This is a genomic window from Phyllobacterium sp. YR620, assembly GCF_900104165.1.
GTDB lineage: Bacteria > Pseudomonadota > Alphaproteobacteria > Rhizobiales > Rhizobiaceae > Phyllobacterium > Phyllobacterium pellucidum.
The window spans coordinates 767,653-790,938 of the sequence record NZ_FNJP01000002.1 but is presented as its reverse complement, the minus strand read 5'-3'; the positions used below and the strand labels follow the sequence as shown (position 1 = coordinate 790,938).

The 23,286-nt window shown below is 59.5% G+C and carries 23 protein-coding genes and 1 other RNA gene; 12 read left to right on the top strand and 12 right to left on the bottom strand.

Annotated elements, in window-relative coordinates; genetic code table 11:
- Positions 1-56: 56 nt before the first annotated feature.
- From BLR72_RS10670 to BLR72_RS10655, 4 genes are all read right to left on the bottom strand, one after another.
- Positions 57-584 carry a protease adaptor protein RcdA gene (locus BLR72_RS10670; RefSeq protein ID WP_091921142.1) on the bottom strand — a complete coding sequence of 176 codons (528 nt, stop codon included), beginning with the start codon at positions 582-584 and terminating at the stop codon, positions 57-59.
- 555 nt (positions 585-1,139) lie between these two features.
- Complete coding sequence (locus tag BLR72_RS10665; protein ID WP_091948111.1) at positions 1,140-2,780, bottom strand: acyl-CoA synthetase; 1,641 nt, start codon at positions 2,778-2,780, stop codon at positions 1,140-1,142.
- A gap of 124 nt (positions 2,781-2,904) precedes the next feature.
- Entirely contained in the window at positions 2,905-4,098 is a 1,194-nt protein-coding gene (opgC, locus tag BLR72_RS10660) for an OpgC family protein (RefSeq protein ID WP_091948108.1), read from the bottom strand.
- 134 nt (positions 4,099-4,232) lie between these two features.
- Positions 4,233-5,000, bottom strand: a complete 768-nt coding sequence (locus tag BLR72_RS10655) for a sulfite exporter TauE/SafE family protein (protein ID WP_091948105.1) — start codon at positions 4,998-5,000, stop codon at positions 4,233-4,235.
- A 240-nt stretch (positions 5,001-5,240) separates the two neighbouring features.
- Here BLR72_RS10655 and BLR72_RS10650 point away from each other — a divergent pair, with 240 nt between their 5' ends.
- The 7 genes from BLR72_RS10650 to BLR72_RS10615 all read left to right on the top strand — a co-directional run bounded on the left by BLR72_RS10650 (position 5,241) and on the right by BLR72_RS10615 (position 12,280).
- Positions 5,241-5,897, top strand: coding sequence for a thiamine phosphate synthase (locus tag BLR72_RS10650; protein ID WP_091948102.1), 657 nt, complete (start codon positions 5,241-5,243; stop codon positions 5,895-5,897).
- A 5-nt stretch (positions 5,898-5,902) separates the two neighbouring features.
- Entirely contained in the window at positions 5,903-7,003 is a 1,101-nt protein-coding gene (locus BLR72_RS10645; RefSeq protein ID WP_081815815.1) for a tetratricopeptide repeat protein, read from the top strand.
- Positions 7,004-7,109: 106 nt separating this feature from the next.
- On the top strand, positions 7,110-8,273 hold the full coding sequence (locus tag BLR72_RS10640) for a M20 aminoacylase family protein (protein ID WP_091948099.1): 1,164 nt from the start codon (positions 7,110-7,112) through the stop codon (positions 8,271-8,273).
- 147 nt (positions 8,274-8,420) lie between these two features.
- Complete coding sequence (gene efp, locus BLR72_RS10635) at positions 8,421-8,984, top strand: elongation factor P (RefSeq protein ID WP_027231251.1); 564 nt, start codon at positions 8,421-8,423, stop codon at positions 8,982-8,984.
- Between the two features lie 64 nt (positions 8,985-9,048).
- Positions 9,049-9,840, top strand: coding sequence for an inositol monophosphatase family protein (locus tag BLR72_RS10630; protein WP_027231250.1), 792 nt, complete (start codon positions 9,049-9,051; stop codon positions 9,838-9,840).
- Positions 9,841-10,223: 383 nt separating this feature from the next.
- Positions 10,224-11,246 carry a MotA/TolQ/ExbB proton channel family protein gene (locus BLR72_RS10620; RefSeq protein ID WP_027231249.1) on the top strand — a complete coding sequence of 341 codons (1,023 nt, stop codon included), beginning with the start codon at positions 10,224-10,226 and terminating at the stop codon, positions 11,244-11,246.
- A gap of 2 nt (positions 11,247-11,248) precedes the next feature.
- Complete coding sequence (locus tag BLR72_RS10615) at positions 11,249-12,280, top strand: peptidoglycan -binding protein (RefSeq protein ID WP_027231248.1); 1,032 nt, start codon at positions 11,249-11,251, stop codon at positions 12,278-12,280.
- A 47-nt stretch (positions 12,281-12,327) separates the two neighbouring features.
- Here the strand turns inward: BLR72_RS10615 and BLR72_RS10610 are convergent, their stop codons facing one another.
- A complete protein-coding gene (locus BLR72_RS10610) occupies positions 12,328-14,133 on the bottom strand; it encodes an ABC transporter transmembrane domain-containing protein (RefSeq protein WP_091948091.1) in 1,806 nt (601 codons plus the stop codon).
- A 204-nt stretch (positions 14,134-14,337) separates the two neighbouring features.
- Between BLR72_RS10610 and rpmE the strand changes: the two genes are divergently transcribed.
- Complete coding sequence (gene rpmE, locus BLR72_RS10605) at positions 14,338-14,559, top strand: 50S ribosomal protein L31 (protein ID WP_027231246.1); 222 nt, start codon at positions 14,338-14,340, stop codon at positions 14,557-14,559.
- A 161-nt stretch (positions 14,560-14,720) separates the two neighbouring features.
- On the top strand, positions 14,721-16,145 hold the full coding sequence (locus BLR72_RS10600; protein WP_027231245.1) for an APC family permease: 1,425 nt from the start codon (positions 14,721-14,723) through the stop codon (positions 16,143-16,145).
- A 60-nt stretch (positions 16,146-16,205) separates the two neighbouring features.
- On the opposite strand, the gene BLR72_RS10595 is transcribed toward BLR72_RS10600, so the two are convergent.
- The 7 genes from BLR72_RS10595 to ssrS form a co-directional block, all read right to left on the bottom strand.
- Positions 16,206-16,955: a YebC/PmpR family DNA-binding transcriptional regulator gene (locus tag BLR72_RS10595; RefSeq protein ID WP_027231244.1), complete on the bottom strand. Its 750-nt coding sequence runs from the start codon at positions 16,953-16,955 to the stop codon at positions 16,206-16,208.
- 165 nt (positions 16,956-17,120) lie between these two features.
- Positions 17,121-17,543, bottom strand: a complete 423-nt coding sequence (locus BLR72_RS10590) for a DUF1284 domain-containing protein (protein WP_091948088.1) — start codon at positions 17,541-17,543, stop codon at positions 17,121-17,123.
- Positions 17,540-18,118, bottom strand: coding sequence for a biotin transporter BioY (locus tag BLR72_RS10585; protein WP_091948085.1), 579 nt, complete (start codon positions 18,116-18,118; stop codon positions 17,540-17,542). The genes BLR72_RS10590 and BLR72_RS10585 overlap by 4 nt, the downstream gene beginning before the upstream one ends.
- 50 nt (positions 18,119-18,168) lie before the next feature.
- Positions 18,169-18,915 (bottom strand): TerC family protein, encoded by a 747-nt coding sequence (locus tag BLR72_RS10580; protein ID WP_091948083.1) that lies wholly within the window; start codon positions 18,913-18,915, stop codon positions 18,169-18,171.
- A 109-nt stretch (positions 18,916-19,024) separates the two neighbouring features.
- Positions 19,025-19,849 (bottom strand): TIGR00282 family metallophosphoesterase, encoded by an 825-nt coding sequence (locus BLR72_RS10575; RefSeq protein ID WP_091948080.1) that lies wholly within the window; start codon positions 19,847-19,849, stop codon positions 19,025-19,027.
- 42 nt (positions 19,850-19,891) lie between these two features.
- A complete protein-coding gene (locus tag BLR72_RS10570) occupies positions 19,892-20,500 on the bottom strand; it encodes a 5-formyltetrahydrofolate cyclo-ligase (protein ID WP_091948077.1) in 609 nt (202 codons plus the stop codon).
- Positions 20,501-20,531: 31 nt separating this feature from the next.
- A non-coding RNA gene (ssrS, locus tag BLR72_RS10565) (6S RNA) lies at positions 20,532-20,688 on the bottom strand.
- 115 nt (positions 20,689-20,803) lie between these two features.
- On the opposite strand from ssrS, the gene BLR72_RS10560 reads away from it, so the two are divergent.
- From BLR72_RS10560 to BLR72_RS10550, 3 genes are read left to right on the top strand one after another with little or no spacing between them, the layout of a single operon-like run.
- Entirely contained in the window at positions 20,804-21,643 is an 840-nt protein-coding gene (locus BLR72_RS10560; protein WP_091948649.1) for an AAA family ATPase, read from the top strand.
- Positions 21,640-22,086 (top strand): GNAT family N-acetyltransferase, encoded by a 447-nt coding sequence (locus BLR72_RS10555; protein ID WP_091948074.1) that lies wholly within the window; start codon positions 21,640-21,642, stop codon positions 22,084-22,086. Before BLR72_RS10560 ends, BLR72_RS10555 begins: the two co-directional genes overlap by 4 nt.
- On the top strand, positions 22,086-23,276 hold the full coding sequence (locus tag BLR72_RS10550) for a vWA domain-containing protein (RefSeq protein WP_091948071.1): 1,191 nt from the start codon (positions 22,086-22,088) through the stop codon (positions 23,274-23,276). The genes BLR72_RS10555 and BLR72_RS10550 overlap by 1 nt, the downstream gene beginning before the upstream one ends.
- Positions 23,277-23,286 lie beyond the last annotated feature (10 nt).

Genomic DNA, 23,286 nt, shown 5'->3' with positions numbered 1-23,286 from the left:
GTAGAAAGGTGAACAAAAGCGAAACGAAACCGTTTATGATTGCCGAAAGCGAACGCTCAACGATTGCCGAAGGCGGTGGCAAGCAGCGTGATCTGGTCCGAGACCGGATTAGTCGAGAAAAGCGGGCGCTCCTCGACGTTCTCATTGTAGATCTCGTCATCCATCTGCCGGACGCGTGCCTGCAGCCGGAGCGAGCGATGCACGATATCGCAATAGGAAAGCGGGATTTCATCCCAGCCCGCGACGCTTTCGGGGGCCGAATCGGTATCAAGGCGCACCTTGGCCTTCTCCGAGAGCACCTGGTCGGGCGTCATCTCGCCACTGCGCGAAGCGCGCTGCAAGAGGAGCCAGGACGCGACCTGCATCAGCCGAGTCGTCAGCCGCATCGATTCCGCGGCATAGAGCGTGGCGGCGACACGGGTGAGTCTGCGGGCAGCCGCGCGCCCTTCCCCATCGAGATAGGAAGCGGCTTCTTCCACAAGACTCATGCCTTCATCATAGAGATGATTGAAGCTTTCCGACCGAACCATGCGCTCCGCAAGTCGTATCGTGTTGTCCACGTGGAATTCCTGTTCAGCCATCATATGCCCTGTTACCAATGCGCTGTCGCGAACCGAATCTTGCCAAAGCCGTGCACCCTTACTGAAACAGCAAGCGATACACCACAACGGTCGGCGGACAGTATTCCCCAGCAACCTGCCTGCATACTCACATCAGCGCAAGTTTATCCTTAATAAAGGGTTAACGGCAGGGCCAGTCTGAAGATATGAACATAAAAAAAGAGCCGCGAAACATGGCGGCTCTCAGGAGTCTAACAGGGAGGCGTCAAACAAAGTGGCCAAACCACTTGGTAAGAATCCAGAAAACTGGATGTTCAATTTATAGATTGTAATGCTTAACGATTCCTTAACGCCGACAATAAAGTTGGGACTGCTCTGTCCACGCGGTGCGTTCATGGGCTTGCCGTGGTGAATCGGCGCCTCAAGACGACGGCGGCGAGGGTGTTGTACGTGGATGACGGTAGCAGAACGTCTGCCACGCTCATCGTTGATCGCTCGGCACCTCTGTCACCGACAGGGCTTCAATTTGAAGTTAGCCCACTCCCCCGCATCCTCGTTCTCTTGTTCCGAGGATTCTTCCTAAAGCGCCCTTGCCCGCTTGCGCAGCTCGAACTTCTGGATCTTGCCCGTCGAGGTCTTCGGAATCGGCTCGAACAGCACATTGCGCGGGCATTTGAACTTCGCCAGCAACGTGCGGCAATGGGCAATGATCTCGGCCTCGCTCGCCGCATGGCCTGGTCTCAGTTCAACGAAGGCGAGTGGGGTTTCGCCCCATTTGTCATCGGGCCGTGCGACCACCGCGCAGGCGCCGACGGCCGGGAACTTGTAGAGTGCATCCTCGACTTCGATCGAGGAGATATTCTCGCCGCCTGAAATAATGATGTCCTTGGAGCGATCCTTCAGCTGGATATAGCCGTCCGCATGCATCACGCCGAGGTCGCCGGAATGGAACCAGCCGCCCGCGAAAGCCTCGTCGCTTGCCGCCCGGTTCTTTAGATAGCCTTTCATGACGATGTTGCCGCGAAACATGACTTCGCCGAGGGTCTCGCCGTCAGGCGGCACCGGCTGCAGCGTTTCCGGATCGAGCACCGCCAAATCTTCCAGCGCCGCGTAGCGGACGCCCTGCCGCGCCTTCTTGGCGGTACGCAGAGAAACATCGAGCGCATCCCACTCGTCCTGCCACTCATTGACAACGGCCGGACCGTAAGTCTCGGTCAGCCCATAGAGATGGGTGACGGCAAAGCCGGCTTCCGCCATGCCCGCCAGGATCGACTCGGGCGGCGGCGCAGCCGCAGTGTTGAAGGTGACCGTCTGTGGGAATGACCGCTTGTCCTGGTCCTTCGCGTTGATCAGCGTCGACATGACGATGGGCGCCCCGCAAAGATGGGTCACGCCGTAGTCTGCGATGGCATCATAGATCTGCCTGGCGCGCACCCAGCGCAGACAGATATGCGTGCCGAACTGCAGCGCCAGCGTCCAAGGGAAGCACCAGCCGTTGCAGTGGAACATAGGCAAGGTCCACAGATAGACCGGATAACGTCCCATTCCCGAAGCGATGATATTGCCATAGCCCATCAGCGCCGCACCACGATGGTGATAAACCACGCCTTTCGGATTTCCCGTCGTGCCGGACGTGTAGTTGAGCGTGATGGCATCCCACTCGTCATCGGGCTTCGACCATGCGAATTCAGGATCGCCGGAATCGACAAAGGCACCATAGTCCATCCCGCCCAATGGCTCGCCTTGGGGATAAGGTGCATCGGCCGGGTATTCGGCATCGACGAAATCGATCACGATCGGCTTGACCCTGGCAAGCTTGAGCGCCTCGCGAAAGACATCGGCAAATTCGCTATCGACGATGGCGACCTCGGTTTCCGCATGTTCGAGCTGGAACGCGATCACCGCTGCATCGAGCCGCGTGTTGAGCGAGTGCAGCACGGCCTGCGTCATCGGAACGCCGAAATGGGCTTCAAGCATCGGGGGCGTATTGGAAAGCATGACGCTCACGGTATCGCCTTTGCCAATACCAAGCCGCGACAGCGCCGATGCGAGCTGGCGCGTGCGCCGATAGAACGTACCGTAATCGATGCGCTGGGCCCCGTGAATGATTGCCGGCCGGTCGGGATAGACGCGCGCCGCCCTTTCGAGAAAGGAAAGCGGCGTCAGCGGCTGATAGTTGGCCGCGTTGCGCTCAAGATCACGATCGAAGATTCCGCCCATACACGCCTCCCAACGCGATAGCTCCCAAGTTCAAGCTACAGCGATTTGATTGGCGGAGAAAGGACCGATGGACTTCGGCTCAAGTCCGGTCTTCGGGCCTGCCCCGAAGACCCATTGCTCAAACTCAGGCAGAACGCGCCGTTGCCGGCTTCATGGCCCCGGCCGGCATGGACTTGCCGGCCACGACGGGCTTGGTCTTTTCCGCCTTCTGGACGGGACGCCCACCCCAGCCGAGCCGCGGCAGCCACTCAAGGTAATAGGCAAGCGCGAACTGAGCCATGATGCCGCTTGCGATCAGCAGTGTATCGTCGAGAAGACCGCCAGGATTCATGACCTTTACGACCTGAGCCACCATCGCGAGGATTGTGCCCGCTACGAAGACCGGCAGCGAATGCTTGCCGAGAATGGCGAGCGGATGATCGGCGGATGTGCGCGCGAGGTTCGAGATCGCCGGTACCGAGACGATGACATAGGCGAGCGCCAGAACATGCGCGAGGCGTGTCAGCGACAGGAAGGTCTTGTCGAAACCGGTGACGACCATCGGCAGGCCCAGCGACGTGTCGATGCCCCAGAGCGGCCACCGCACCCAGAAGAGCGCGACCAGAATATATGCCACTGACAGGCCGAACAGGTATTTGTTGAAGGCGATCGTGCCGCCGCGGCGAACATGCATGATGCCAGCCATCCCCACTACGAACAGGAACTGCCATGACAGAGGGTTAAGGAACCAGACGCCGTCGGTCGGATAATTGGGCGGCGCGATCTGGTAAACGCCGGACACCAGCCACAGCAAGCCGGAGGCGCCGACAAGGAGGGCAAGGCTATATTGCGCAATCACCAGGAACAGCGGCAGCATCAAAAGCAACACGCCATACATGGATAGAATATTGTTGTAGCCAAGCTGATGGCCCATCGTGGCAAGCCCGATCAGCGCCTTTGCCGGCTGATCCATCAGGGGACCGATATTGATGAACGACATGAATTCCGGACGCTGCAGGTAAATGCCCGCCGCGCAGAAAATCGCGAGCGTCGCGATCGTCGTCAGAATATGGGTGCTATAAAGGGTTGCTGCCCGCCGCCACGCCTTCAGTGTCATCAGGAAACGGTTGCCGGGTTCGAACTTCGAGCCATAAGCAAGGCCGACGGCAATACCCGAGATCAGGACGAAAGCCTCGGCGGAATCGGAGAAGCCAAAGTTCTTGTGCGTGAGATTCTCATAGACCGTGCCTGGCACGTGATTGATGAAAATCGTCAACAGGGCAAGCGCTCTGAAAACATCGATACGGGTATCCCGCTGTTTCAGCTGAATCTGTGTCATGGCCTTCCCGTATTCCGATATGCAAGGTTGAATTTTACACGCCGCCGATCGGCGCGAGTGAGGCGTATGAATGTGGTGATTAATGTTGACATAGGACAAAAGTTGCGTTTCGGCTGATCAACTTTCGTTGAAAATTATAACAAACTGACCACGCCGTCATAGGTCAGCTTCAGTCCCATCAGCAAAATCATGATGTACATGAAGGGGTAGAAAATCTCCGGCCGCATGCGCTTCACGATCCAGGCGCCAGCGAAGGTTGCAAGCGGCGCCAGCGGCAAAAGCACTGCCGAAGCCCTGAGATTTGCGGTGTCGAACTGCCCGAGCGCGAAATAGGGAATGACCTTCACGGCGTTGACGACCGCAAAGAAAATGACGCTCGTTCCATTATAAACTTTGGGATCCTGGCGCAGCGGCAGTGCATAGACCTGATAGGGCGGACCGCCCGCATGAGCGACGAAACTTGTGAAGCCGGCGAGCGTCGACCACAGCGTCGCACTCGCCGCATTGTGGGGCTGCGCCGTCGCTCGCTTTGCCGCACTGGTAAGCATGTAGCGGGCGAAAAAGATGATGGCGATGGCCCCGACAATGAGCTTGACCATGTCGTCCGTGACGATGGACGCGGTGAGCCAACCGATGCCAATGCCGAGAAATGCGCCCGGCAGCATGAGCTTCAGCGTCTGGTTGTCGCGGTAGCCGCGCCATGACCAGAGGCTTGCGACATCCATGACGATGAGGATCGGCAACATGATCGCTGCCGCCTGCACCGGCGGCATCACCAGAGCCATCAGCGGCACGCCGACCTGCCCCATCGCCCCACCAAGACCGCCCTTCGACAAGCCGATCAGGATCGTTGCCGGAACGGCGGCAGCATAGAACCATGGGTTCATCAAGAGGTCGGGCATGTCAGGAAATCCGGCGGATGGGCGTAAATCTGTGTAACCCCGCACGTCGCGGTTGAGAAACGATTTTTGGAATTGTGCCCCGATTTCGATACACCGGCGCTTAACCCGCCTATGGCAACATGCCCATGAAGGCCGGTAGGACTGTTCAAACCGACTGCCTTCCTTTATGCCCCAATTTGATCACGAGCACTCGCTTTATGGGTGCGCCCAATGCATTCGAGAACGAAACAGGTTGCAGCCATGAACACCAAAACAACGCCCGAACGCTGCCGAATCGTTCTGATCGCTCCGCCAGCGGCCAGCGCCGAAGAACTTGTGAGGATTCTCGCATCAGCTTTATCGGGCGGCGATGTGGCCTCGGTCCTTCTTCCGCCCTATGATGTCGACGAAGCCCAATTCCAGATGCTTGCCGAAGCCGCGGTGCCGGTGATCCAGAACGCGGGCGCCGCCGCCATCATCGTCGGGAACACGCAGGTTGCGGGACGCGTGAAGGCTGACGGCCTGCATATCGAAGGCCCAGCCACCGCCATTGCCGATGCCGTGTCGCGCTTCTCTCCAAAGCTCATCGTTGGCACCGGCAACGTCAAGAACCGCCACACGGCGCTTGAGATGGGCGAGGCCCAGCCGGATTATGTACTCTTCGGCAAGATTGGCGCGGATACCAAGCCCGAGGCGCATCCGCGCAATATCGAGCTTGCCGACTGGTGGGCGGGGATGATCGAGATCCCCTGCATCATCCAGGCGGGCAACAATCTCGAAAGCATCGTCGACGCCGTTTCCACCGGCGCGGAATTCATTGCCCTTGGTGCCGCCATATTTGAAGGAAACAACCCGGAATCGGCAATCCGGGAAGCCAACAGGCTCCTCGACCAGCACGCGCCGAGATTCGAGGAATGAGATTTATGGGAGCAAGGTCGCTAAACCTTATCCGCACGGGCGCAGTGCTTGCCTTTTCAGGCATCGTTACTGGCGCCCCGGCCCAGACGGCGCAGCCCGTGCCGACTGCACCGCCCCCGGCCGAAGCGGTTAAACCTGCCCTTGAAGATCCCAAGCCAGCGCCTTTGCAACAGGAACTTGGCGCACCCGTCACATCCACCAAGCAGGACAGGCCAAAATCGGCCGGCGACAACAATTCGGCCGAGCCTATCAATCCGACCCGATTCGGTCAGGCGCCGGCCGACGACGCCTTTGGCGCTTACCAGCGCGGCCTCTACAAGACTGCCTACAACCTTGCGCTGCCCCGCGCCGAAGCCGGTGACAGCGCTGCGCAGGTGCTGCTTGCGGAAATATTGGCGCGTGGTCTTGGAACGCCGGTCAACATGGCAGAATCCGCCAAATGGTATGGCAAGGCCGCCGAGCAGGGCGTACCCGAAGCCCAATTCCGCTATGCAGCCATTCTGCTCCAGGGACGATATGCCCCAAAGGATCCGAAAAAGGCCAAGGAACTGACCAAGGCGGCGGCAGACAAGGGTAATGCCGCAGCTGAGTTCAATTACGGCCAGATCCTCATGCAGGAGCGCCCGGGCTCTGCCGGCATTGAAAACGCTTATCCCTGGTTTCTGAAAGCCGCAGACAAGGGTCTTGCCGATGGCGAATATGCGGTAAGCCAGGTGCTGGCCAACGGAACGCCGACGATTCCGCGCGACATGGCGAAGGCGCGGGAATATCTCATCAAGGCCGCGGTCAAGGGTTACGATACGGCACAACTTGACCTCGGCAGTTGGCTGGTCGCCGGGCTCGGTGGTCCGCACGAATACAAGGCTGGCTTCGGCTGGATGTTGCGGGCAGCAACGAGCGGCAATGTCGCCGCCCAGGCGCGGCTTGCAAAGCTCTACCGCGACGGCATCGGCGTCGAGGGCGATTTTATCAAAGCTGCCGCGTGGTACATCGCCGCCAAGCGCGCTGGCCTCAACGATCCCGATCTTGAATCCTTCATGGACGGTCTCGACGACGATCAGAAAAGCCAGGCCATCGCGGAAGCCAACAAGCTGCAATTCCGCTAGAGCCTTGCCTGTTCACATGGAACTGGTCGAATTCATTGCGTTGACGGATCGTACATCCCGGTCGTAGCTTCGCTCCATCCGCATAACCAAGCGATGGGAATTCGAAATGCCACTGATTAACCGTGCTCATGAAATGCAACAACACGTCGCCGAGTGGCGCCGTCATCTGCATGAAAACCCGGAAATCCTCTACGACGTGCATGAGACGTCGCGATTTGTCGCCGAGAAACTGCGAGCGTTCGGCTGTGATACGGTTGAGACGGGGATAGGCCAGACCGGGGTTGTCGGCATCATCCGCGGACGCCATGGCGATGGTCCGGTTCTCGGGTTCCGCGCTGACATGGATGCCCTGCCGATTGCCGAGGAGAGCGGCAAACCATGGGCATCAAAAACACCCGGAAAGATGCATGCCTGCGGTCATGACGGTCACACTGCAATGTTGCTCGGTGCAGCGCAGCACCTTGCCGATACACGCAATTTCAAGGGTTCGATCGCCGTCATCTTCCAGCCGGCCGAAGAGGGTGGCGCCGGTGCCCGTGCAATGATCGACGACGGCATGATGGATCGCTTCGCCATTCGCGAGGTCTACGGCATGCACAACGCCCCCGGGCTGCCCCTTGGTGAATTTGCCACCCGAAAGGGCTCGATCATGGCCGCGACGAACGAATTCGAGATCACGGTGACGGGGCGTAGCGGCCATGCTGCCAAACCGCACTCGGCGATCGACCCGGTGCTGATCGCCGCCCACATCATTATTGCGCTGCAGTCCATCGTGTCACGAGAGACCGATCCATTGAAGGCGCTGGTCGTATCCGTGACGCAACTCAACGGCGGCGATGCATCCAACGTCATCCCCGACCGCGTGAAGCTTGGCGGCACGGTGCGCACGCTCGTGCCGGAGATCAGGGAACTGGCGAAGAAGCGCGTGACGGAGATTGCACAAGCCACCGCATCCGTGTTCGGCGGCAAGGCGGACGTCGTCTACCATGAAGGATATCCGGTCACCTACAACCATGATCGCGAGACCGACTTTGCAGTTGGCATTGCCCAGTCCATCGTCGGCGCAACCGCCGTAAGCAGCGATATGCCGCCGGTCATGGGCGCGGAGGATTTTTCCTACATGCTGGAAAGCCGTCCGGGCGCCTTCGTCTTCATCGGCAATGGCGACACGCCTGCCCTTCACAATTCAGCCTACGATTTCAACGACGACGCGATCCCCTATGGCATCAGCTATTGGGTTTCGCTGGCCGAAACCGCGCTGGCCGCTTGAGCTTACGCCCATAAGAACAGGGCGCATCCTCAAGCAGTTTGCGCCCTCTCTCTTGCCTATTGTGTGAAATTGTGGTCTTGGAGGCGCCAATATTTGGCCTAGCCGGCGAAATCGGCGCCAAGTTCCAACAACAATCCGGATAGACAAATGAAAATCAACGGGAATGAAATCCGTCCAGGCAACGTGATCGAGCACGACGGCGGCCTTTGGGTCGCAGTCAAGACGAATGCCGTGAAGCCTGGCAAGGGCGGCGCCTACAATCAGGTCGAGCTCAAGAACCTCATTAACGGCACCAAGCTGAATGAGCGCTTCCGTGCCGCCGAGACGGTTGAGAAGGTCCGCCTTGAGCAGAAGGATTTCTCGTTCCTCTACGAACAGGGCGAAGCTCTGATTTTCATGGACACCGACAGCTACGAACAGCTCGAATTGCAGAAGGACTTCGTTGGCGATCGCGCCGCATTCCTGCAGGACGGCATGATGGTTACGGTCGAACTCTATGACGAAAAGCCAATCGGTATCTCGCTCCCGGATCAGGTCACGCTGGCGATCACCGAAGCCGACCCGGTCGTGAAGGGCCAGACGGCGGCATCCTCCTACAAGCCGGCGCTGCTCGAAAATGGCATTCGCGTTCTCGTTCCCCCCTTTATTTCGTCGGGCGAGCGCATCGTCGTCGACACCAACGAAATCACCTATATCCGCCGCGCGGACTAAGCCGGCTCCGGGGAGCCGGCTCCGCTGGCTTCCCCCTCTTTGATCTTACGGAGACATACCCCGAATGGCGCGTTCAGCGATACTCAATGTAATGGTTCAGGCCGCCATGAAGGCGGGCCGCTCGCTGGCGCGCGATTTTGGCGAAGTGCAGAACTTGCAGGTGTCGCTCAAGGGTCCGGGCGACTATGTGAGCCAGGCCGACAAGCGCGCCGAAGAGATCGTCTACGCGGAACTCCGCCGCGCCCGTCCCGACTACAGCTTCCTGATGGAAGAATCCGGCGCGGTCGAAGGCAGCGACGGCCAGCACCGCTGGCTGGTCGATCCGCTCGACGGCACCACCAACTTCCTGCATGGCATTCCAATTTTTGGCGTTTCCATCGCTCTCGAACGCCAGGGACAGATCGTTGCCGGCGTGATTTTCAACCCGGCCATGGACGAGCTCTATACCGCCGAGCGTGGTGGCGGGGCATTCTTGAATGATCGCCGCCTGCGCGTTGCCGGCCGCAACAAACTGGTCGATTCCGTCATCGGCACAGGCGTTCCGCACCTCGGCCGCGGCCACCATGGCAATTACCTTGTCGAATTGCGCAACATCATGGGCGAGGTTTCCGGCGTGCGTCGCATGGGCGCCGCTGCCCTCGATCTCGCCTATGTGGCCGCCGGCCGCCTTGATGGTTTCTGGGAAAGCGGCCTTTCCCCGTGGGACATCGGCGCCGGCATCATCCTTGTTCGCGAGGCCGGCGGTTTCGTCACCGACTTTGACGGCGGACAGGATGTAGTGGAGAGCAGTTCGATTGTCGCCGGCAACGAAGCCATTCAAAAGGCGCTCGTCAAGGCACTAAAAAAGCCGATCTGACACCGGCAGTTTAAGAATGCGCCCCAGAGGCTGAAGTAGGTGCGTTGTGGCGTGAGGTGGCTACCGTCCGGTAGTCGACGCTTTTTCCTTGTCGGGTGTCGTAACCACATCGAACAGTGAAAAAGCCTTGCTTTGCTTGGGCCATGCCTGTTGCGTGCTCGGGATTAGCTCCGACCTGTTGAACTTGCCGGGCGTACCGAACAGGGAACATCGTCGATCTTCGGTACATTTGAAGAAATACTCTATTTCCACTGTCTGCTCACCAACCTTGAATAGATGCAGCAATAACAAATTCAAGCGTTACCTCATTGCACCTTCCATTTTCACCTCGATTTCGGTTAGGGTCGCGGCAAATTCGGTTTATGCGACGCGGAGACGATGCGATGGCAGATTTCAGTTCGACCCGCCAGGGTCGGGATGGCGAAGAATACGATCCCTACCGGCTTTCAAGCCCGCGGTTCGTCCTCTTGTCCATGGCAATATTTCTGGCGATCGTAGCATTTCTTGCCGCCATCCTGTTTCGGCAGATCTCGGTGTTCTACGTCACGAACCCGGGCCTCAACAGCCTGATCATCGGCGTGCTTGCCATCGGTATTCTTCTGGCCTTCGGCCAGGTCATTCGGCTCTTCCCGGAAGTGCGTTGGGTCAACTCCTTCCGCCGCGGCAACAGCGATCCAAATGCGCATCCCGTCATGCTCGCACCGATGCGCGCCCTCATCGGCCGGCGCCAGTCCATGGCTTTGTCGACCAGCGCCATGCGGTCGATGCTGGATTCCATCGCAGCGCGCCTCGATGAAACCCGCGATATTTCCCGCTATCTGATCGGCCTGCTCGTCTTCCTCGGCCTGCTTGGCACGTTCTGGGGCCTGCTCGAAACGATTGGCTCCATCGGCCAGACCATTCAGTCGCTGGATCCGCGCGCTGGCGACGCAAACAGCGTTCTCGACTCGCTGAAAGCCGGGCTACAATCCCCGTTGCGCGGCATGGGCACGGCTTTTTCGTCCTCTCTCTTCGGTCTATCCGGATCGTTGATCCTCGGCTTTCTCGACCTGCAGGCCGGGCGGGCGCAAAACCGTTTCTACACAGAGCTTGAAAACTGGCTTTCCAGCGTCACCGACCTCGGCTCGGATCTGCATGCGCTCGACGCCGCCAGCACCGGTACGAGCGACGAACTGCGCGCCCTGGCTGAGCGCCTCCAGAACATCCAGGAGAGCGGCGGATCGAGCCAGCGCACCACGGCGGCGCTGGCGAGCCTTGCCGAAGGAATTCAGGGGCTCGTCAAGAACATGCGCTCCGAACAGCAGATGATGCGCGACTGGGTGGAGAAGCAGGCTGACGAACAGAAATCCATCCGCCAGACGCTGGCGAAGCTTGGCGATGCCATTGCCCGCGACAAGGCCAACTGAGTATGGGACTCGGTCGTAATCGCAAGGCCATCCGCCACATCGACTACTGGCCGGGCTTCGTCGATGCCCTGTCGACGCTGCTCCTGTCGATCATGTTCCTCCTGTCGGTGTTCGTCCTGGCTCAGTTTCTGCTCAGCCAGGAAATCACCGGCAAGGATGCTGTTCTCAATCGCCTCAACGCGCAGATCAACGAGTTGACGCAGCTTCTTTCGCTGGAACAGGGCAACAAGCAGGACCTTGAAGATACGATTGCAAACTTGCAGGCTTCCCTGACCAATGCCCAGAGCGAGCAGTCGCGCCTGCAGGCACTGCTGTCGCAGGGCGCCGGCGCCGGCGCTGCGGCCGAAGGCAAGATCAACGAGCTATCCACGGGGCTTGAAAACGAAAAGCAGATCAGCGCGCGTGCGCTCTCGCAGGTGGAGATTCTCAATCAGCAGATATCCGCCCTGCGCAAGCAGATCGCTGCGCTCGAAGACGCCCTCAATGCGTCGGAGTCCCGCGACAGGGAATCGAATGCCAAGATTGCCGATCTCGGCAAACGCCTCAACGTCGCCCTCGCCCAGCGTGTCCAGGAGCTCAATCGCTATCGCTCTGATTTCTTTGGCCGGCTGCGGGAGATCCTTTCCGACCGCGAAAACATCCGCATCGTCGGCGACCGCTTTGTCTTCCAGTCGGAAGTCCTGTTTCCGCTCGGGTCGGCCGTCCTCAATCCTGCCGGATCGGAAGAGATGAAGAAGCTTGCCGTCGCCTTGATCGAGCTTCAGAAGGAAATTCCCGACGATATCAACTGGGTTCTGCGCGTCGATGGCCATACCGACAACATTGCGCTGTCGGGGAGCGGCCAGTTCAAGGACAATTGGGAGCTTTCCTCCGCTCGCGCCATTTCGGTCGTCAAGTACTTGATTGCCAACGGCGTCCCGGCAAACCGGCTCGTCGCGGCGGGCTTTGGCGAATTCCAGCCGCTTGAACCCGGCGATTCCACGGAAGTCCGTGCACGCAACCGGCGTATCGAACTGAAGCTCACCGAGCGTTAAGCCAGCTAGAGCATGCCCTGCTATTCAAGCAGGACATGCCCTGAAAGCTATTCGGCGGCGCCCTTGAAGGCGTCGGACCCGGCCTCGAACTGCAACTTGGCGAGGCCGGCATAGAGGCCGTTCTGCTTGACCAGCGTCTGGTGCGTGCCTTCCTCGACGATCCTGCCCTTCTCCATGACGAGAATCCGGTCAGCCTTGAGGACCGTGGCGAGGCGGTGCGCGATGACCAGCGTCGTGCGGCCTTCCATCAAATGGTCGAGCGCCTTCTGCACCAGCATTTCGCTTTCGGCATCAAGCGCCGAGGTCGCTTCGTCAAGCAACAGGATCGGCGCATCGCGCAGGATGGCGCGGGCGATGGCGATACGCTGACGCTGGCCGCCCGAAAGCGTCACGCCGCGTTCGCCGACTTGCGTGTCGTAACCATGATCGAGCGCCAGGATGAAGTCATGGGCGAGCGCCGATCTCGCGGCGTTCTCGATCTCCGCGGCACTGGCGCCTGGCCGGCCAAAGCCGATATTCTCGCGCACGCTCGTGGCGAAAATTGTCGTGTCCTGCGGCACGATGGCAATGTGCGAACGCAGATCGAGCGGATCGGCCTGACGCAGATCGACGCCGTCGATGGTGATGTTCCCGGAGACCGGATCGTAGTAGCGGAGCAGCAGTGAAAACACCGTGCTCTTGCCCGCGCCTGAAGCGCCGACGATGGCGACGGTTTCCCCGGGCGTGATGGCGAAGCTGAGACCCTTCAATGCGGGCGCCGCCGGGCGGCTTGGATAGTTGAAATGGACCTTGTCGAAGACGACGCTGCCAACGGGCGGCTGCGGCAAAGGCATGGGATTCTTCGGAGCCGCAATTGCCGGCTCTTCGGCCAGGATCTCCATCAGCCGCTCCGCCGCTCCCGACGCCTGCGACAATTCCCCCCACACTTCCGATAGAGCACCGAGTGCGCCCGCCGCAAACACCGCATAGAGCAGGAATTGGCCGAGCGTGCCCGGTGTCATCGCGCCGGAAAGAACGTCGCGCGACCCGAACCAGAGGACTGCGACCACGCTCGAGAAGATCATGAAAATTGCAAAGGCCGTAAGTATCGCCCGCGCCATGACCGAGGCGCGGGCCGCATCGAAGGCATCTTCCACCGATTTCGCAAAGCGGCGCGTCGCTAGCTTTTCATTGGTGAAGGCCTGCAGCGTGCGCACGGAAATAATCGATTCACTTGCATAGGCCGTGGCATTCGCCAGCCGGTCTTGCGCGGCCCGCGATCGCCGGCGTACCGAGCGACCAAAGGCAACGAGCGGGATGATGATCAGGGGAATTGCCGCAATCACGAGGCCCGAAAGCTTCGGGCTGGTAATGACCATCATTACGATGGCGCCGAAGGCAAGGATCACGTTGCGCAAGGCAACGGAAGCCGTCGCACCCACGGCGGACTTGATCATCGTCGTATCCGCGGTCAGGCGCGAGACGATCTCGCCCGATTGCGTGCTGTCGAAAAACGCGGGCGAAAGGCGGGTCAGATGCGCGAAGACGTCGTGGCGAAGATCGGAAACGATGCGCTCGCCGAGGGTGATGACGAAGTAGTAGCGTCCCGCGGAGGCAACGGCGAGGAGCGCGGCGAGCACGACCAGCATGCTGAAATACGTATTGATGAAGGCGCCATTCACGTCGGAAAAACCATGGTCGATCATGCGGCGTACGGCGAGCGGCAGCGTCAGCGTGGTTACGGCAGCGATGACAAGCGAAACCAGCGCACCGGCAATCATGCCCTTGTAGCGGGCCATATATGGGAAGACCCGGCGTAGCGGCTTCAACGAGCGCCGCTTTCTTTCCGCTTCTTCGAGAGCCAGATCGGCCATACTTGCTTGTTCCTCGTATCGGCTATGCGACTTTGCCGCCAGACGGCCTTGTTATTGCTTAAAGGCTGATGTATAGGCTCGCCAACAGTTTTGGAAGCCCACGGCCCTGTGACGTTTGGCTTCATCTCTACCAATCGGCTCCGGACCGGCTTGCCACATCGCTCGTGGCTCCAGTTTTGCGCCCTCTAGTTTAGGACAAGAAAGATGAAAGCCAAGATTCATCCCGACTATCACACGATCAAGGTCGTCATGACCGACGGCACCGAGTACCTGACGCGCTCCACTTGGGGCAAGGAAGGCGACACGATGAACCTCGACATCGACCCCACCACGCATCCGGCATGGACCGGCGGTTCGCAGCAGCTGACCGACCGTGGCGGCCGCGTTTCGAAGTTCAAGAACCGCTTCGCCAACCTCGGCATATAATATTTCCCATCCAACGGGATTTAAAAAACGGCCTCGCCAAGCGCGGGGCCGTTTTTCTTTTGTCGCGCGGCAAATATGGGACTCGGCGAATTTGACAAGGACTTGATTCGCCAATAGCTTTTTCGCAACACCCCAGCCGACTTCAAAGGGAGGACTGCCCGATGACCGACGTAACAACAGGTGTAGGAACCGCATCGGCCACTCCGGTCGAGCCAAGTCTACACCGGGTCATGGGACCCTGGCTGCTGCTTCTCTTCATCGTCGGCGATATTCTCGGCACCGGCATATATGCGCTCACGGGGCAGGTCGCGAAGCAGGTCGGCGGTGTCGTTTGGCTGCCTTTTCTTATTGCCTTCATCGTCGCTGTCGTGACGGCGCTGAGCTACCTTGAACTCGTCACGAAGTTTCCGAAGGCGGCGGGGGCTGCGCTCTATACGCATAAGGCCTTCGGCATTCATTTTATCACCTTCATCGTCGCATTCACCGTCATGTGCTCGGGTATCACCTCGGCATCGACAGCCTCACGCGCCTTCGCCGCCAATCTCTCCGGCGCATTCCAGCTCAATCTCGAAAGTGGGATCGGCATTTCGCTCGTCGCCCTCGCTTTCATGGCCGTCGTCGCCGCAGTCAACTTCCGCGGTGTCGGCGAGAGTGTGAAGGCCAATGTCGTACTGACCGTCGTAGAACTCACCGGTCTCCTGATCATTATCTTCATCGGCCTGATGGCGATTACCGCAGGCCAAGGCGATGTCTCGCGCATCACGCAATTTGCCACAGCACCTGATTCAAGCGTGTTCTGGTCGGTTATGGCAGCGACCACACTTGCCTTTTTCGCCATGGTCGGGTTCGAGGATTCCGTCAACATGGCCGAGGAATGCAAGAATCCGACCCGGATATTCCCGAAGGTGCTGCTTGCCGGTCTGTTCATCACCGGCATCATCTACGTTCTCGTCTCGATATCGGCGATCACCCTCGTCCCGCCGGCAGAACTTGGCGAAGGCGAGACACCGCTCCTCAAAGTGGTGCAGGCGGGCGCACCGAATTTCCCGCTTTGGATATTCGGCTTCATCACCATGTTTGCCGTTGCCAACAGCGCGCTCATCAACATGCTCATGGCTAGCCGCCTCGTTTATGGCATGAGCCGGGAGCATGTCTTGCCGCCGCTCTTCGGCAAGGTGCATCCGGCGCGCCGCACGCCCTATCTTGCCATCGCCTTCACGACGCTTCTCGCATTCGGGCTGATCATGTTTGTCGGCGAGGTGCCGGCGCTCGGCGGGACGACGGCGCTGCTCCTCCTCTTCGTCTTCACCATCGTCAATATCGCGGTGCTCATCCTGCGGCGCGAGACGGTGGACCACGATCATTTCCGCACGCCGACCTTCCTGCCCGTCGTCGGCGCCATCTCATGCGCTTTCTTCGCCGGCCCATGGACCGGGCGCGATCCGGTTCAATACAAGATCGCCGGCATTCTCATCGGTGTCGGTGTTGCCCTGTGGGTGATCACGGTCCTCATCAACCGCGCAACCGGCGTCAAGCCCGTGGAACCCACCATGGAGACCCTCGGCGGCGACGGCCCCATGAACTGAAGACAAAAATCCCGCCAGCCTTGCGGCTGACGGGATCTGATTGTTGCGCTGAAACTTCGATCAGGCCGCGCTGAGCTTGGCCAAAACCTCGTCGCTCACTTCGAAATTGGCATAGACGTTCTGAACGTCGTCATCATCGTCGAGCGTCGCGAGAAGGCGCAGAACCGACTGTGCTTTCTCTTCGTCGACCGGCGCCATGGTCTGCGGCTTCCAGATCGCCTTCACGGACTCTGCTTCGCCAAGGGCACTTTCCAGCGCCTTGGAAACTTCGCCGATGTCCTCAAAGGCGCACAGGATGACATGGCCGTCCTCGTCGCTCGAAACGTCATCGGCGCCAGCCTCGATGGCGGCTTCCATGACCTTGTCGGCGCTGCCGGCTTCCGGCTTGTAGGTGATTTCTCCGACGCGGTTGAACATGAAGCCCACCGAGCCGGTTTCGCCCATGGCGCCGCCCGCCTTGGTGAAGGCAGCGCGAACATTGGAGGCCGTGCGGTTGCGGTTGTCCGTCAGTGCCTCGACAATCACGGCAACGCCGCCCGGGCCATAGCCCTCGTAGCGGACTTCCTCGTAATTGTCGCCCTCGCCACCGGCCGCCTTCTTGATGGCGCGCTCGATATTGTCCTTCGGCATGGACTGCGCCCGGGCATTCTGCACGGCCAGACGCAGGCGCGGGTTCATTGTCGGGTCAGGCAGACCCTGTTTGGCAGCGACGGTGATTTCGCGCCCGAGCTTGGAGAAGATTTTCGACCGAACGGCGTCCTGGCGCCCTTTGCGGTGCATGATGTTCTTAAATTGTGAATGGCCTGCCATGGCACCCCTGCGTGCTTTGCTACGTTTGCTGATGTTTCACGTCAGGGCCCTGCAATTTGACGCTGCGGGCTGCACCTAGCGGAAAACATGCTGCTGGAATGGCGCCCTTATAGGGAAAATCCTATCGCGCGTCCAGCCACACGAGAAGCAAAGCTTGCATCCGGATCATCGTGTCAGCCGCACGCCTGAAAAGTTAGTCCGCGAAATGTCCGAGCAGAGGTCGAACCACTCGCAACCACCACACGCCTCGCGCGTCGTGCCCTTTTTGAACTCCCGGCGAAATGTCGAAAGCAGGGCAGCATCGAGTTCGATCGTGTCGCCGTTTTTCACTTGCCGCCCCAGCAATCTGCTCACTGCCGCAGCAGCTTTGGCGTCGCGCTCGCGAACACTCGCCCACAGGCAATGCGGATCTGCATCGCCAAGCAGAGGAGCGCAGACATCGTCCGGCCCCTCGCTCAGTTCTATGGCGTCGCCCGCCACAAGTCGCTTGATGACCTCGTCATAATTGGCAGTAAACGCCTCGCTGTAGCCCTTGCCGACATAGGTCAGCATGCACAGGAGATGGTGCGGGCGAAGCCTGACCGTCAACCGAGGCGAACCATGACCCCTGAGCGGCGCAAGGCCTCGATAACGGCGGCTGCCAAAGCCGACTTCAGAATGCCGCCGACGATGAACGGTGCGACGCCCGATACCCATGCGGTTTCAAGGCCGAAAAGGTGGACGAGCCAGGAAGCGCCGAGCACGAGGCACAATGCATTGCCGAGAAGCATGACCGCGAAGGACGACCACGGATTGCGGGTCAGGCCGCGCTCGGCGAGATAGCCGACAAACGCCGCAACGACCGGGAACGCGAAGAGATAGCCAGCGGTAGGACCGACGAAGGGTGCCAGCCCGAATGCGCCGCCGGCGAGAACCGGCATGCCCATCATGGCTTCAATCAGCCAGGCGATGACCGTGAGGCCGCCGAGACGCCAACCGTAAAGGGCGCCCACCATCGTGACCGCAAAGGTCTGCATGGTTACCGGTACCGGGATCATCGGCACCGATACCCAGGAACTGACGGCGAGGAAGGCCGTACCTATCAGGACAGCGAGCGCCTTATAGACCAGCGGCCGGTTGGCGAGCTTCAGCGGAACGTAAGCTTCGGTAAGTGTCGTATTCATCAACGTTCAGTCCTTGTTGTCAGAAATTCCGGGGTCAGCATGGAGAAAGGTCAGTGGCTCTTCTTCCTCCTTCGCCGCGCCAGCATGTTAAGCGCTTCGACGAGAGCCGAGAAGCCCATTGCCGCATAAATGTAGCCTTTTGGCACGTGGAAACCAAACCCGTCGGCGATAAGCGTCATGCCTATCATCAGGAGGAATCCGAGGGCAAGCATGACTATAGTCGGATTGGCGGCAATGAACCGCGACAAGGGCTCGGCTGCGAGCAGCATCACAGTAACCGCCGCCAGAACCGCGATGACCATGATGGCAATCTCGTCGGTCATACCGACCGCCGTGATGATCGAATCCACCGAGAAGACGAGATCGAGCAAAAGTATCTGCATAATAGCCGCGCCCATGGAAAGAGTTACGGTCTTGCCGATGACATCTTCCTTGGCATCTTCATGATCGACCGTATGGTGAATTTCCTTCGTCGCCTTCCAGACAAGAAAGAGACCGCCGGCGATCAGGATGAGATCACGCCAGGAGAAACCCTGTCCGAAGGCCTCGAAGACGGGTTCCGTCAACTGCACGATGATCGAAATCGTAAACAGCAGCACCAGGCGCAAGATCAGCGCAGCGCTGATGCCAAGGCGACGGGCCCGGGCCTGCTGCTCTTTCGGCAATTTATTCGTCAGGATTGAAATGAAAATGAGATTGTCGATGCCGAGGACGACCTCCATCACCACAAGCGTGACAAGGGCAATGAGCCCCTCGGGCCGATAGATGAAATCGAAATGGGAAAGTAGCGCTTCCATGGGGGTCGTTCCTGTGTTGCTGTTGGCCCGGATGGTGCAAAATCAAAGATAATAGATGTTCTGAAGTCTATTGGATGCGCAGGTGGTGTTGGCGCCTCGCAAGATCAACTCATTTCCAGAAGGAGGGGATCGTCTCCTCGAGGCGCGGCCCTATGCGCAGCGGTGCAATTTTCTCGGCAAGGCCGGTCCTGTCTGAAATTTCGACACCGACGCCGCAAATCGTCGCCTTGCCGCTTGCCGCCTCGAAACGTCCTTTCGGCACTTTGGAGAGGAAGCGGTTGAGCGGTTCCTCCTTGTCCATGCCGAGGGAGGAATCGTAATCGCCGCACATGCCGGCGTCGGACATATAGGCAGTGCCGCCATTGAGAATCTGCGCATCCGCCGTCGGCACGTGGGTGTGCGTACCGACGACGAAGCTCGCGCGCCCATCGACGAAATGGCCGAAACACTGTTTCTCGCTCGTCGCCTCGGCATGAAAGTCGAATATCGCCGCATCGGCCTGTTCGCCGAGCGGGCAGGCAGCAAGGATTTCCTCGGCGATGGTAAAGGGGTCATGCAGGTCCGGATGCATGAACACCCGGCCCATGATGTTGGCGACAAGGACGCGGGCGCCGTTCTTTGCGATGAAAAGTCCCGACCCCTTGCCCGCCGTTCCGAGCGGAAAATTCGCGGGCCGCAGGAAGCGCTCTTCGCGTGCGGCAAAGACCAATGCCTCGCGCTGGTCCCAGACGTGATTGCCGGTGGTGACGACATCCGCGCCGGCATTGATCGTATCGTGGAAGATTTCTTCAGTAATGCCGAAGCCGCCCGCGGCGTTCTCGCCGTTGACGATGGTGAAATCGAGCTTGAGGTCGGATATAAGGCCGGGCAGCTGTTCATAGACAGCTGTTCGCCCCGACCGGCCCACCATATCACCTAGAAAAAGTAATCTCACTTACGCATCCCGGGTCGGCCGCCACCCTTGGCGAGCCGTGCATCATCGAATGGATTTATCCGTCCGATTGATACTGCGCAACCCGCTTTCCGTCAGGATGGCTTCGAGCGGCATGTCATGCGGCTCGTCCGGCACGATTTCCACCTCCTGGCAGTCGAACGCCACGCCGACGAGGCGCGGATTTAGCCCCTTGTCCTCAAGCCTGGCTATTGCCCGGTCGTAATAGCCGGCGCCATAGCCAATGCGGTGTCCACGTGCATCAAAGGCCGCGAGCGGAACCAGCATGAAGGTTGGATCAAGCACGGCGGCCTCCACAGGCGGTCCGGCCGTGCCAAAACCGGTCTCGACCATGGGCGCGCCACGCACAAGTTCGCGAAACAGGATCGTCTGCTTGTCGATGATGACCGGCAGGCATAGCCGGGCGCCGCGTTCACGCAAACCGAAAAGCAGCGGCCGCAAATCGACTTCGGACCGGATCGGCCAGAATCCCGAAACGATGGCGTCAGCTTCAAGGGCGAAGAAAGCGAGACCGATATCGGCAATGCGCATCGACCCGTCTATACGCGCCTCGGTTGTCAGCGCGTCGCGCCGCCCGAGCGCCTCGAGGCGAAGTTTCTTCTTCAACTCTTTGATGGGGGAGGGATGCGTCACGGCAAGGCTTTGATGGCGTGAAAAACAAAAGTGGCGTCCACACAACCGATGGAGAAGTCGATCCCGGGAACCTACAAAGTAGGTGGGCGCCGTGTGAAGAGGCCCACGGGCCTCCTCAGGGACAGCTCCCTAAGGGATCATTAAGGCCCCGGGGAATATGTCTCTCCTGTCGAGAAGCGCAGAGCGCCAAGCCGAATATAGGACGGCGCGCGCAATTGCACCAGTACCGTCGCCGGCTAATTTCAACCTCTTGCCCCGACGCTGCGCCATCCCTAATCTCGCGGGCTCACGAAAGGAATGACCATGCGCTTTGAAGGCACGGCGGCCTATGTGGCCGACAAGGATCTGATGATTGCGGTGAATGCGGCGATCGCCTTGGAGCGTCCGCTGCTCGTCAAGGGCGAACCCGGCACCGGAAAGACCGAACTGGCGCGCCAGATCGCGGCGGCGCTCGGGCTGGATCTCATCGAGTGGAACGTCAAATCGACGACGAAAGCGCAACAGGGACTATACGAATATGACGCCGTCAGCCGCCTGCGCGATTCCCAGCTTGGCGATGCCCGCTTCAACGACATTGCCAACTATATCAAGCCCGGCAAGCTTTGGGACGCATTCACCGCGCCGAAGAAGGTCGTTCTCCTCATTGACGAGATCGACAAGGCGGACATCGAGTTTCCGAACGACCTCCTGCAGGAACTCGACCGTAACGAGTTCTTCGTCTACGAAACCGGGGAGACAATCCGCGCTGCCCATCGGCCGATCGTCGTGATCACCTCCAACAACGAAAAGGAGCTGCCGGACGCGTTCCTGCGGCGCTGCTTCTTCCACTATATCCGCTTCCCCGATGTCGAGACCCTGGCGAAGATCGTCGAGGTGCATTATCCCGGCATCAAGCAAAATCTGGTCCGCGCCGCACTGATGCAGTTCTATGAGATCCGCGACGTTCCGGGCCTGAAAAAGAAGCCCTCCACCTCCGAGGCGCTTGACTGGATCAGGCTGCTTGTCGCCGACGATATAGCGCCGGAGGATCTGCGGACCGACCCGAAGAACATGCTGCCGAAGCTGCACGGCGCTTTGCTGAAGAACGAACAGGATGTCCACCTTTTTGAACGGCTGGCCTTCATGGCGAGGAGGCAGGGATGAGCGTTGAAATCCGCCCTTTGGCGAAATCAGACGAAGCCGAGTGGCGGCGGCTCTGGACCGGATACCTTTCGTTCTACGAGACGACAGTGCCGGAAGAAGTCTACCGGACAACCTTCGAACGGCTCACGTCAGGAAATGACCACGAGTATCGCGGCTTCATTGCCGAACTCGATGGCAAGCCGGTTGGCCTTACCCACTATCTCTTTCACCGCCATTGCTGGAGCATTGAAAACGTCTGCTATCTGCAGGACCTTTTCGCCGATCCGGAGGTGCGAGGCAAAGGCATTGGCCGCGCACTGATCGAGGCTGTGCACGCGCAAGCCACGAAGGCAGGGGCGCATTCGGTCTACTGGACGACCAACCAGAACAATGCGACAGCGCGGCAGCTCTATGACCGTATCGCCAAGGTCACGCCGTTCATCAAATACGTGAAGACTGTCTGATGTTCATCCCCTTCTTCCTTGAGCTGAAGGCGGCGCGCATTCCCGTTTCATTGCGGGAATATCTGACGCTGCTCGAAGGCTTGGAAGCGGGGCTCGTCGACTATGATGTGGAAGGCTTCTACTATCTGGCCCGCTCCGCGCTCGTAAAGGACGAGCGCCACATGGACCGTTTCGATCGGGTCTTCGGCCATGTCTTCAAGGGCATCGAAGCGTTCGGCGGCGACGACGGCATCAATATCGCCAATCTTCCCGAAGAGTGGCTGCGCAAGCTTGCGGAAAAGCATCTCAGCGAGGAAGAAAAGAAACTCATTGAGGCTCTCGGCGGCTTCGACAAGCTGATGGATACACTGCGCCAGCGGCTTGCAGAGCAGAAGGGCCGGCACCAAGGCGGCTCGAAATGGATCGGAACCGCCGGCACCTCGCCTTTCGGCGCCTATGGCTACAACCCCGAAGGCGTGCGCATCGGCCAGGATCAGAGCCGACATCGGCGCGCCGTCAAGGTTTGGGACAAGCGCGAGTTCAAGAATTTCGACGACAGCGTTGAACTCGGCACGCGCAATATCAAGGTGGCGCTCAAGCGCCTGCGGCGTTGGATTCGCGAGGGTGCCGACGACGAGCTCGACCTTTCCGGCACAATCCAGTCTACCGCCGAACATGGCTATCTTGATGTCATAACCCGTCCAGAACGGCACAATCATGTTAAATTGCTGATGTTTTTCGACGTCGGCGGCTCCATGGACGAGCACATCAAGGTCGCCGAAGAATTGTTCTCCGCAGTGCGATCGGAATTCAAGCACATGGAATATTTCTACTTCCACAACTGCCTCTATGAGGCGGTATGGAAGGACAATCGCCGCCGCCACACGCAAAGCATTCCGACCATGGACGTGATCCACAAATATGGACCGGATTACAAGGTCATCTTCGTTGGCGACGCGGCAATGGCCCCCTACGAAATCTCGCATGCGGGCGGCTCGGTCGAGCACTGGAACGAGAAGGCCGGTGCCGCTTGGCTCGGGCAGGTACTCGACCAGTGGAAGAACGCAGTCTGGCTCAATCCGACCAAGGAAAGCTATTGGGATTATACGGCCTCGACAGCCATGATCCGCAAGATTTTCGCGCACCGGATGTATCCGTTGACACTGGCGGGTCTCGAAGCGGCAACCCGCGAGCTTTCACGCCGGCATTGAACCGGGGACC